Raw genomic sequence first — 10964 nt, forward strand, 5'->3', positions numbered from 1 at the left:
GCCCTCAAGCAGTGCGGCGGCCACGCCAACGTGACTATGGTCCCTGGCCGCAACCATGTCACCATCCTCACCGGCGTGCAGTCCATGTTCGACCCCCTCGCCGTCGGCCTCGCTATGTTTCTGCGCGGCGTGCGTTAACGGAGGAGTTTGGCGCCGGGAGCTTTGGCGAGTTCGCGGTCGAAGGTGCCGAGCGGGAGGTGGCCGGCGGCGCGCGCCTGTTCGAGCAGGAGGCAATCTGTGAAGCTCACGCGAGGCCACTCGCGAAACAGGCGCAAGGCCGCTGCGATCACGGGCGCGTTTTCGAGGGCCAGGTGGGGGTTGTCCAGGAGTAAATCCAACGCCTCGATCTGTTCCTGGCGAGTGCGGCGATAGCGGCTCTGCAGAACCCACACCAGTTCGGCGATCGCGGTCTGGGAAATCCAGGCTCCGCCTACCAGGAACTCGCTCGCGGCGGCAGCCTGCTTGAGATCATCACGGGTCAGCACCCTGACGAGGACGTTAGTATCCGCGGCGCTCAGCATTTTCTCGAATGTAATCGGCGATGCCCTGTTTCAACTGCTTGAGCGTCTGACGCTTCGGTGGGCCTTCGGGAAAAAGCGCCTTGTGGATATCCTCGAAACTGGATTTGCGCGCACGACGGACGATGGCCTCGCCGTCCCGGAGGTTCCACTCGAGCGTGGTGCCGGCCTGAATTCCGAGCTCTTTGCGGACCTCAGCGGGCACAGAAGTCTGGTTCTGCGACGTCACCCGGGAGTGGACAGGAGTCGTGGCCATGGCAATAGATTACCACGGGTAATGAGAGGTGTCTTCAGAAGCCGGGGAGGAAGCTGAACTCCCAGACGTGGGACTTGAGGGGGCGGTTGTTGGGGATGGCGTAGTCGATGGAGACGACTGCAAAACCCAGGAGATTGGCGCGCAGAGTGAGGCCTTCGCTGGTGACGGGGCGGCGGGATCCGCCGAGGAAGTCGGGTTTGATCGCCGCGGTCCAGGCGGTGCCGGCGTCGAAGAAGGGCGCCAGTTCGATGGGAGGAATTTGCGGGCTGCGGAGCACGCCGAGGGGGCCGGTGAGTTCGAGGCGGGCTTCGAGATTGAGGACGCCAATCTTGCTGCCGATGAGGCGGTCGAGCACGGGACAGGCGCCGGTGGTCTCAATGCTGGGGCCGCACTCCTGGGGCGAAAAGGAATTGAAGTCGTAGCCGCGGACGAGCGAGGGATAGCCCAGGAACAAGTCCTGCATGCGGGGGTCACCCGCGCCCGAGCCGTAGCGGCCGAAGGTGAGGACGCGGCCCGCAAGGCTGAGAGAGTTGGTAACGCCGAGATATTTACGGTAGTCGGCCAGAGCGGTGGCGAAGTCGATGCTGCCGGCGTTGCCGCCGGCCTGCAGGCGGTAGCTCTGGCCGCGAATGGGGCTGACCCCGCCAAAGATCGAGGTGTCATAGACCAGCGCGGCGGAGCCGACGGCAAAATTGAGTCCCGGCGGGGCGGGAATGCTCTCTTCCCGGGAAGCAACGGTTGATCCGGTGACGAGATCGACGAGGTTGGTGCGCTGTTCAGCGGCAAAGCCAATATTTTCAAAGCCGGCGGTGAACTCGATCCGCTGCGCCCGGCTGAAAGGATATTCGAGCACGCCGACCACCTGGCGGTCGAGCTGCCATTGCGTGACTTCCTGCGTCTGGGCCACCGGGCGGCCGTTGATGACGCCGGTAACGGCGGCGACACTGCCGGAGACAAACGGCGTTTGCCCGCCGCCAATGCCCCAGGTCCAGCGATGGCGTTCGTTGGTGTACAGACCCGAGGCGGACAGGTTATTGAGAAAACCGGCTGCACCGCTGCTGCTGAGGGATTCGAAAGCTACGGTCAGATTCTGATAGCCCAGCAGATCGCTGAAGTGCAGCGCCGTGCCGCCACCGAGCAGCGTGCCGAAGTTGCTGACACCGACGGAGACGCTGGGCGGGGCGATGTAGTCGAGCTCGAGGCCGGGGTGGTAGGGCTCGGTGGTGAAATTGGCGGCGAGCGCGAGGCCATCCTGCCAGTTCCCCAGGTAAGTGGCGACTTCGCCGGTGTCGCTCGTGCGCCCCGGAAGCAGAGCGGGATGCAGCGACGCGGTGGCGGACGGAACCGGCGCGGCTTGCGGGGAGAGACGGACGAGGCTGTAGTTGTTGTCCGAGAATTCGCTGTAGACGATGGCGCCGGTGCCGGTGGCGACCGACAGCGCTGGGCTGAGGGCGGTGATGCCGCTGACGCCGGTCTGCAGGTTGGTGAGTTGCTCCGGGGCGGCGCCGCCGGTGAGGGGCAGCCGGTAGATACCGGGAATGCCGCTGGTGTCGGAGATGCAGTAAAGCGATTGCCCGTCGGGCGACCATTGCGGATTGATCTGATTGCCTCTGCCGGCGGTGGGAATAGCACTGACCGCGCCGCTGGCCACATCAAGCAGCGCTAAGCGGTACGGGCCGTGGGAGAGATCGCTGAGGTCGGCGGTGAAACGGTCGGTGACGAAAGCGATTTGCTTGCCGTCGGGCGACCAGGCGGGCTCGAGTTCAGCATAGTTGTCGTTGGTGAGCTTGCGCACGGCGCCGTTGCTGAGATCGAGCAGGTACAAATTGGTCTGACCGCCCTCAATGGCGCTCACGACGATTTGGCGGCCATCGGGCGCCCAAGTCGGACTGAAGACTTCGCCGGCGCCGGGGATGAGGTATTTGTGGACCACCCGGTTTTGGGCGACGTCGTAGATGGAGACGTAGGCATTGCCGCCTTCAACGTGTCCAAACGCGAAGCGGTTGCTGTCGGAGGCCCAGGCGCCGGCCGAGTTGATGAACTCCAGATTGTTGAAGTGCGCGTCGATGGCGGTCGAGGTAATCTGGCGGACGATCTGGCCGGTTTCGGCATTGGCCAGGAACAACTCGATGGAAAATACGCCGCGCTCGGAAAAAAACATCACCCACTGGCCGTTGGGGCTGAGCGCGGGGCTGACGTTGAGGCTGGCCTCGTTCTTTTTGGCCGCCACCAGAACCTGCGCCGGCGCCACGGCCTCGGTGGCTTGCAGCACCGGACGATTTTTGGCTTCGCTCGCTTGCAGCCAATCGGCGGAAAGCTGTTTGGCGCTGACGTGCAGGACGGCTTGGATAGCGGCATCGACGTTGCCGGCGCGGGCGGCGTCGAGCAACATGGGGGCGATTTTGTCGTCTCCATAACGCCCGGCGACATAGGCCCAGAAGGCTTCGCCGTAGCGGTAGGGGAAGTATTTGTTGGGGTTGCCGAGGTCCTTGACGGTGGGAAATGTGTCGCGGGCAACGGCATCGCGGATCCACATGGCGGTGTTGGCGTCGCGGGGGCCGAGCGAGCAGTACTCGGCCATGCCTTCGACAAACCAAAGGGGCAGGCGCGAGACCAGCGGAATCGGGCTGCCGCGGCTGAGGGTCATGTCGTACTGATAGGCGTGGACCAGCTCGTGACCGAGGACGTGATCATCAGCGGCGAGCGAGCCGGCGAGCGGCAGTACGATTTTGCGGCCGATGGCGGTCGTGACGCCGCCGGTCGAGGGTGAGATGAAGCCGGGCAGTACCGTGGTCTGCTCGAAGTCGGTATGACTGGCGTAAAGCACCAGCGGCTGGCGGGTGGTGAGGACGTGATGAAAGAGCTTGGTGTAACGAGCGTACCAACGCTCCGCCATGCGGCCGATCTCGACGCTGGCCGCGCGTTCCTCGGGATAAAAGTAGATATCGAAGTGCTGGGTCTTGAGCACCTCGAAATTGAGCGTCTTGTGACGGACCTTGTTCTGGCCAAAATACTGAGCGCGCGCAGCCAGGGCGAGCATCGCGCACGAGGCGATTAACAAGACGAGCGTCGGGAGGCGTCTCATGCCTATATAGATGGACGAGAACGGCACGTTGTTGTCAACAGTTTCCGCTTCACGTATAGTTGTCTAGGCATGGAGAACTGGGTATGGCGATGACGAAGGACCGGCTGCAAGGAACGCTGGATTTGCTGATTTTGAAGACCTTGGCGGTGCGCGGCGCAGCGCATGGATACGCTATCGCCGCGCACATTGACCGGATATCGGATGCGCTGGTGCAGGTCGAAGAGGGGTCGCTCTACCCTGCCCTGCACCGGCTGGAGCAGGCGGGGCTGATTGCCGGTGATTGGAGGACGTCGGAGACAAACCGGCGGGCGCGGTATTATGCGCTGCGGCCAGCGGGAAAGAAACGGCTGGCGGAAGAAGAGCAGCAATGGCAGCGGCTGGTGCGAGGGGTGGGCGCGGTGCTGGCACAGGAGCTATAGCCATGGGACTTTGGCAGCGGTTGGGACGGACGGTGAGGCCGGGAAAGCTGGATCAGGACATTGCCGAAGAGATGCAGCACCATCTGGCGATGCGCGCGGGCGAGGGCAAGAGCGCGCGCGAGGTGCGGCTGCGGTTTGGACCACCGGAGCGTATCGGCGCCGAGGCGCATGAGCGCGACGTGGTGACGTGGCTGGAGTCCTGCTTGCAGGATTTGCGGCACGCGGGCCGGATGCTGCGCCGCAGCCCGGGGTTTACCGCAGTCGTCGTGATTTCACTGGCGCTTGGGATTGGGGCGAATGCGGCGATCTTCAGCCTGGTGAACGCAGTGCTGCTGAAGACCCTGCCGGTGCCCGAGCCGCAGCAGATTGTGTTGCTGGGGCAGAAGGGCAACGGCATGGGGTCGATGCCTTTGCTGTCGTATCCGCTGGTGCAGGAGATGGCTGCGTCGGGGCGAGCGGAAGGCGTCGAGGTGGGAGCCGCGAGCGGTGCGAACGATTACCGCTTGGGGCCGAACGAAACCGGGCCGGCGGTCGCCAGCCTGCAGTTGGTCACGGGTGGCTACTTTAGCGGACTGGAGATCAAGCCGGCGCTGGGACGATGGATCAACGACAGCGATACCCGGGCGGTGGGGGCGTCGCCGGTAGTCGTGGTAGGCTACGGGTTTTGGCAAAAGCAGTTGGGCGGCGCGGTGGATGTGATCGGACGGACGATTGAGTTGCGCAGTGTCAAGCTCACGATCGTGGGCGTGGCGCCGCGCGGCTTTACGGGGCTGAATCCGGCGAACCCGGCAGATGTGTGGGCGCCGGTGACGATGCAAGCGGTGCTGCACGCCGGCGGCAGCCGGATGAGTGTCAACGGCGACGACAGCAAACCCTGGACCTCGCAGGAGCAGATCGCGTGGCTGGCCGCATACGCACGGATGCCGCGGCCGGGGAGCGCGGCGCGCTTGCAGGGCGAATGGAACGGGTTACTGGCGCAAAGCTGGAAGCGGATAGCGCCGGATGCGACGCCGATGACGCTAACGATGAGCCACGGCGCCAGCGGCGACGGGCAGTTGCGCCTTGAATACGGCGGTCCGTTGCGCATGCTGATGGCGCTGGCGGCACTGATGCTGCTGATCGCGATTGCCAACGTGGCGACATTGTTGCTGGCGCGGACAGTGCGGCGGCGGAGAGAGATTGCCGTCCGGTTGGCGGTGGGGATCAGCAGCGGGCGGCTGGCGCGGCAACTGGTTACCGAGGGTGTTCTGCTGGCGGCGCTTGCCGGGGCGGCGGCCGTGGCGCTGGCGTTGTGGCTGAGCGGATTTCTGGTGCGGCTCGCGGGCGCCGGGGACGGCGTCCCGTTCCAGCCGGATTTGGATTGGCGGGTGTGGGTGCTGCTGGCTGGAGTTGCACTGGTGACCGGGGTGGTGTTGGGACTATTGCCGGCGTGGCAAGCCAAACGCGGGAGACCGGCGGAAGATTTGAAGAGCGAAGCCGGGCAAGCGAGCGGCGGAAAACACGTGCCGCTGGGGCGTTGGCTGGTGATCGCTCAGGTGGCGCTGTCGCTTTTGCTCGTGGCTGGCGCCGGCTTGTTTGCTCGGAATCTGGCGGGGATGTTTCACGTGAATCTGGGCTTTCAGCCCGATCATCTGCTCAGCGCGGAGTTGTTGCTACCGCCGGGGACAGACTTGCCGCTGGCCGCTAGTCTTGCGCTGGAGCAGAGATTGCTGCGACAGGCGCGCGCGATTCCGGGCGTCACCACGGCGGCGCTGAGCGACAACGGCCTGGATGCCAACTCCAACTCCAACAGCGGGATTGTGTTCCCGGACGACCCCAACCCGAAAGAGAAACCCCGAGCGGAAGAAGACACTGTGACCCGGTCGTTCTTTGGCACTGTCGGCATGAACCTGGTCCGCGGGCGCGGATTTGACCCTACGGATACCGCGCACAGCCCGGCGGTTGTGGTGGTGAATCAGGCGTTTGCGCGGGCGCATTACGCGGGGCGTGACCCGATGGGTCAGACGTTCGGGTATGACCGCGACAGTATCGGCAAATTTCGCATTATCGGCGTGGTGGCGGACGCGCGGGTGAATGATCCGCACAAGCCGGCGGTGCCGATGTTTTATCACCTGGCGGATCAGGTGGCCGGCGTCCCGCTGCGCCTGGTGGTGCGGACCGCGGGCTCGCCATCGGCTATGGCAGCTCCGCTGCGGGCAGCGATCGCAACCGCCGATCCGGGGCTGCGCGTGTTCTCGATTGTACCGGTACGCGAGCGCGTGAGCCGGCTGCTGAGCCGGGACAAGCTGGTCGCGCAGTTGAGCGGCGGCTTTGGCCTGCTGGCGCTGCTGCTGGCGTGTCTCGGAGTTTATGGCGTGATGGCGTATGCTGTCGCGGCGCGAACGAGTGAATTCGGGCTGCGGATGGCGCTGGGGGCGACGCGTGGCGGGGTCCTGGGGTTGGTGCTGGGCGAGACGGCACGTCTGCTGGCCATCGGCGCGGTGATTGGGGTGGGGCTGGTGCTGCTGTGCGGCCGCTGGGTGCAGCCCCTGCTGCATGGCGGTGTTGCAACAGCAGATCCAGTTACGCTGGCAGCGGCCATCGCGGTCATGATTGTGTTGCCGCTGTTGGCGGCGGCGATACCCGGCTGGCGGGCGGCTCGGGCCGACCCGGCGCAAGTGTTGCGGAGGTAAGGCCGTCGAGCTTGCCCGACAGTTCCCCGCGGGTTTTGGGGAGGGCATAGGGGTAGTTTTTCTGCAGGAACTCGATTAAACCTTCGCGGATTAGGCAGCGCAGGTCCCAGGCCGTGGGGGCGTCTCTGGCGTCGGCGAGGGCGCGGACCTCGATGGTGTATTCCTTGCAGTCGGAAACCTGGAGGACGCAGACGCCGCCGTACCATTTGTCGGTGGCGTGACAGAGGCGCTCGAGTTCCTGGCGGAGCGCGTCGAGCGGGGCGGTGTAGTCGAGATAGAGGTAGACAGAACCGATGAGGGTGGCGGTTTTGCGGGTCCAGTTCTGGAACGGGGTTTCGATGAAATAGGTCAGCGGCAGGATCATGCGGCGCCAGTCCCAGAGGCGGACGGCGACGTAGGTGGCGGTGATTTCTTCGATCCAGCCCCATTCGTTTTCGACAATGACGGCGTCTTCGAGGCGCATGGGCTGGGTGAGGGCGATCTGGATGCCGGCGACGAGATTGCTGAGCGTGGGCCGCATGGCCATGCCGACCACGAGAGCCGCCAGGCCGGCGGAGGCCAGCATGCTGGTGCCGATGGCTTTGGCGCCGGGGAAGGTCAGCAGCATCAGCGCCAGGGTGAGGATGACCACGATGACGCCGATGACGCGGCGCATGACCTGGACCTGAGTGGCGATGCGGCGGGCTTCGAGGTTATCGGCTACGTCGATGCGGTAGCGGGAGGCGACGATGTCGGCCAGCACCGCGGTGGCGAGCATGATGCACCAGGCGCCGCCGGCGATGAGGATGAGGCTGAACAGATGCTGCAGACCGGAGTGCCAGAGCAGCGGCAAGGGGGCGGCGGGCAGCGCCAGCAGCATCGCGACCACCGGCAGGAGCCAGCGCGCGGGGCGGCGGGCGTGCTGGTGGAGCGAGGCCTCTACGATGCGGCCGGGCTTGCCGGCCCTGCGGGCCAGGATGCCGAAGAGGATGGCGTGGACAATCAGGCCAGCGATCAGCGCCGCACCCAGGACCAGAACGGCACGCAGCCAGGCGTGAAAAGTAACCAGGATATGCACCCGTAATACCTCCGTTGCTTCCAATTCTGGAGGGGCAGGCGGGCCCAGCGCAAGCCGGTGGACGGCGGCTCAAGTTCCCGGGCTTTCTGCCGATAAGGAGGGAGTCATGTTGAACTTCGTCGGTGGACTGCTCTTCATCTTTGCCGTGCTCGGAGGCGTCGGCCTGAGCTTGGCGCTAAGCGTGCTCGCCCTGGACGCCGTTGTGAGCCGCATGGACGGGCATCGCCACCGCCCTGGCCACCGGCTTATTGGTTAGAGAGCGTGGAGAAGCCGCGCTTCGTCCCAGGACGGCAAAAGCTGATCACTGATGGCTGAAAGCTGATCGCGGATCGCCCAACTCGCCCCTCATCTGTGGCTCGCCTTGGCCAACGCCCCGGCCGGGTCGGGGCCTCCGGGGCCCCCGGCCCGGCCGGGCGCCAAGCGGGTGGCGTGGCGCAGCCACGCCCGGCCCCGCGCCAGTCAACAGTTGCGCATAATGGCGCGCCTGGGCGGGCTGATGCAAGCCCTCGTACAGCGCCACCAGGCGGCCCAGCGCGCGCGTAATCGCGACCGGATCATTGGCGCCGAGCTTGGCCTGGAGCGTCGGGAAGCTATCCACCAGCAGCGGTTCGGCCGCGCGCAGGTTGCCCTGGGCGAGCAGGCAGCCACCGAATTCGCTTTGCACATCTGCAATATCCCAGGAGCCGGCCGGCAGCGTTTGCTCGTCGGCGGTAAGAGCGGTCCGCAGCAGACCTTCGGCGGTGAGCAGGTTTTTGGTCCCGCCCAGGCGCACGAGCACCGAACCCAGGTTTAAATCCACAAAGCGCAAACTGTAGTCGGTGGCGGGCACCTTGGCGCTCAAAATCTGGAGTGCCTGCTGGAAGGTTGCCGCGGCGGCAGCCAAGTCTCCCTTCGCGTCCTGCACCTGGGCGATGTTGGCCAGATTGAGACCGATCTCGGGATGCTGGTTGCCCAGCAATTTGCGATTGAGCGCCAGCGCCTGCTGGTAGTAGCCTTCGGCCTGATCGTATTTTTTCTCGATGAACATCACGGCGCCGAGGTTGTTCTCAAGCTGCGAGACCACCGGCGCGTCGGGGCCGTACACCTTGTCGGCGAGCTCCAGATCTTTCTGGAACTGAGAGGCGGCGACGGCGTAGTTCTTCTGCGTCGCGGCGATCTCGGCTAGGTTGGCGCGCATGGGAATCAGCTTGGGACTGTCGGGTCCATCAAGTTTAATGCGCATCGCCAGCGAACGCTGGAAGTACGATTGCGCCTCGGGCAACATGCCGCGCTGATACAGCGCAGTGCCGATGCCATTGAGCAGCGCGGCGACATCGCTGTTGGAAGGTCCCTCGATACGCTGATCAATGGCGAGCGCCTGCTGATAGTACTGAACTGCATCCTTGTCATCGCCCCGAGCCAGCGCTTGCAGGCCCAGATCCCGCAGGGAATCCGCGACGGGTTTGCTGCCGGAGCCGAACAGGCGCGTGCGGACGGCGAGTGAGGCCTGCAGCATCGGCTCGGCGGTCTTGAAGAAGCCCAGGCTGGAATAGGCGGCGCCAATGGTGCCGAGGAGTGAGGCCTTGACCTCCGGATCCATGGCGCGGTCCTTTTGAATGCTGGCCGCGCCAGTATCGAGCAGCTCGCGGGCGGTGACGGTTTTGCCGCGCGCCTGGTTGGGGTTGGAGGCCTGGAACAAATTGACCAAAAAGCCGGAGACTTGCTGCGCCACCTGCGCCGAACGATTGGCGCGGTCGCGCTGCGTGGCGATGCGCCGGGCGGCAATCGCCATACCCACGGCAAACATAACCAGCAGCGCAATCACCGCCGCCGCCGAGGCCACGCCCACCCGATGCCGCGCCACCAGCTTGCGGATCTGATACATGGAACTGGGCGGCTGCGCCAGGATGGGCCGGTCGTCGCAGGCGCGGCGGATGTCCTCGCCCAGTGCCGCCACGCTCTGGTAGCGTTGCTGCGGATCTTTTTCCAGCGCCTTGCGGACAATCACGGATAAGTCGCGGCCGATGGGGGTCTTGGCCAGCGCCGCTGGCAGCGGGCGCGGTGGCGTTTCCGAGATGATCCGCGCCGCGTCAAGCAGGCTGGCGCGGCGCAAATCATAGGGAAGCTCGCCGGCCAGCATTTCGTACAGCATTACGCCCAGCGCGTAGACGTCGCTGCGCACATCCACCAGTTCGCTCTGCCCCCGCACCTGCTCCGGGCTCATATAGGGCACGGTTCCCTGCACCGCGCCCGGCAGCGTCGCCGGGCTGGGCCCTTCGCCCTCCTCCTCGGTCAAGCGTGCCAAGCCGAAGTCGAGCACCTTCACCGCAGCCGCCTGGCCAGAGATGCTCACCGTTTTGGTTTCCGGTTCCTGCACCAGCACGTTGGCGGGTTTGAGGTCGCGGTGGATCACGCCGCGCTGGTGCGCATAGCTGACCGCATCACAGAGCAGTAGAAACAGATCCAGCCGCAGGCGGACGCGCGCCCGCTGCGGCAGATCTTCCTCCGCATGCTGCCGCAGGTACTCATCCAGCCGCAGCCCGCGCACCAGTTCCATGGCAAAAAAATGCTGCCCATCCGGCGTGCGCCCGGATTCATAGATCGCCGCAATCCCCGGGTGGCGCAGCCGCCCCAGCACCTGCGCCTCGCGCTGGAACATGCGCACCGCTTGCGCGCCGGCGAAAGCATCGCGGATGATTTTCAGCGCCACGACGCGATGCGGGTTTTCCTGCATCGCCTCGTACACCACCCCCATGCCGCCCTCACCCAGCCGGCCCAGGATGGAGTAGTTGCCAATTTTGACGCGCGCGGGTGCAGCCTCAGCCGCCGCCTGCGAACCTGCGGCAAGCGTGGGCGCATCCGCATCCACATGGACGAGCGTGGGCGCGTCAGAGTCGACGCCGCTGGGCGCAGAATCTCCTGCTAAGGTAGGCAGCTCATCCGGTGGAAGTGGTGACTCCCCGTCTCGGGCCATAGTG

Annotated in this window: 7 protein-coding genes; 2 read left to right on the forward strand and 5 right to left on the reverse strand. The window is 65.2% G+C overall.

Annotation, left to right across the window (positions count from 1 at the left end; all coding sequences use genetic code 11):
• Positions 1-134: 134 nt before the first annotated feature.
• From EPN33_06565 to EPN33_06575, 3 genes are read right to left on the reverse strand one after another with little or no spacing between them, the layout of a single operon-like run.
• Positions 135-518, reverse strand: coding sequence for a PIN domain-containing protein (locus tag EPN33_06565; protein TAN22807.1), 384 nt, complete (start codon positions 516-518; stop codon positions 135-137).
• Positions 499-774 carry an AbrB/MazE/SpoVT family DNA-binding domain-containing protein gene (locus tag EPN33_06570; protein TAN22601.1) on the reverse strand — a complete coding sequence of 92 codons (276 nt, stop codon included), beginning with the start codon at positions 772-774 and terminating at the stop codon, positions 499-501. Before EPN33_06570 ends, EPN33_06565 begins: the two co-directional genes overlap by 20 nt.
• A gap of 34 nt (positions 775-808) precedes the next feature.
• A complete protein-coding gene (locus tag EPN33_06575; GenBank protein TAN22602.1) occupies positions 809-3859 on the reverse strand; it encodes a peptidase S9 in 3051 nt (1016 codons plus the stop codon).
• Between the two features lie 89 nt (positions 3860-3948).
• Here EPN33_06575 and EPN33_06580 point away from each other — a divergent pair, with 89 nt between their 5' ends.
• Together EPN33_06580 and EPN33_06585 are read left to right on the forward strand one after the other, a co-directional pair.
• The gene (locus EPN33_06580; GenBank protein TAN22808.1) at positions 3949-4278 is read left to right on the forward strand and encodes a PadR family transcriptional regulator; all 330 of its coding nucleotides are present in this window, start codon (positions 3949-3951) and stop codon (positions 4276-4278) included.
• The gene (locus tag EPN33_06585) at positions 4227-6950 is read left to right on the forward strand and encodes an ABC transporter permease (GenBank protein ID TAN22603.1); all 2724 of its coding nucleotides are present in this window, start codon (positions 4227-4229) and stop codon (positions 6948-6950) included. The genes EPN33_06580 and EPN33_06585 overlap by 52 nt, the downstream gene beginning before the upstream one ends.
• Here the strand turns inward: EPN33_06585 and EPN33_06590 are convergent.
• Both EPN33_06590 and EPN33_06595 read right to left on the reverse strand, forming a co-directional pair.
• Positions 6865-8007, reverse strand: coding sequence for a mechanosensitive ion channel family protein (locus EPN33_06590; protein TAN22604.1), 1143 nt, complete (start codon positions 8005-8007; stop codon positions 6865-6867). The two genes, EPN33_06585 and EPN33_06590, sit on opposite strands and share 86 nt — an antisense overlap.
• A 301-nt stretch (positions 8008-8308) precedes the next feature.
• On the reverse strand, positions 8309-10960 hold the full coding sequence (locus EPN33_06595; protein TAN22605.1) for a serine/threonine protein kinase: 2652 nt from the start codon (positions 10958-10960) through the stop codon (positions 8309-8311).
• Positions 10961-10964: the final 4 nt, after the last annotated feature.

The organism is Acidobacteriota bacterium (assembly GCA_004299485.1).
Taxonomy (GTDB): Bacteria; Acidobacteriota; Terriglobia; order Terriglobales; family SCQP01; genus SCQP01.

Excerpts from the sequence above, each read along its gene's own strand:
- EPN33_06585 (TAN22603.1), top strand. The coding sequence starts at position 4,227 with ATGGCAGCGGCTGGTGCGAGGGGTGGGCGCGGTGCTGGCACAGGAGCT.
- EPN33_06580 (TAN22808.1), top strand. The coding sequence starts at position 3,949 with ATGACGAAGGACCGGCTGCAAGGAACGCTGGATTTGCTGATTTTGAAG.
- EPN33_06575 (TAN22602.1), bottom strand. The coding sequence starts at position 3,859 with ATGAGACGCCTCCCGACGCTCGTCTTGTTAATCGCCTCGTGCGCGATG.
- EPN33_06595 (TAN22605.1), bottom strand. The coding sequence starts at position 10,960 with ATGGCCCGAGACGGGGAGTCACCACTTCCACCGGATGAGCTGCCTACC.
- EPN33_06570 (TAN22601.1), bottom strand. The coding sequence starts at position 774 with ATGGCCACGACTCCTGTCCACTCCCGGGTGACGTCGCAGAACCAGACT.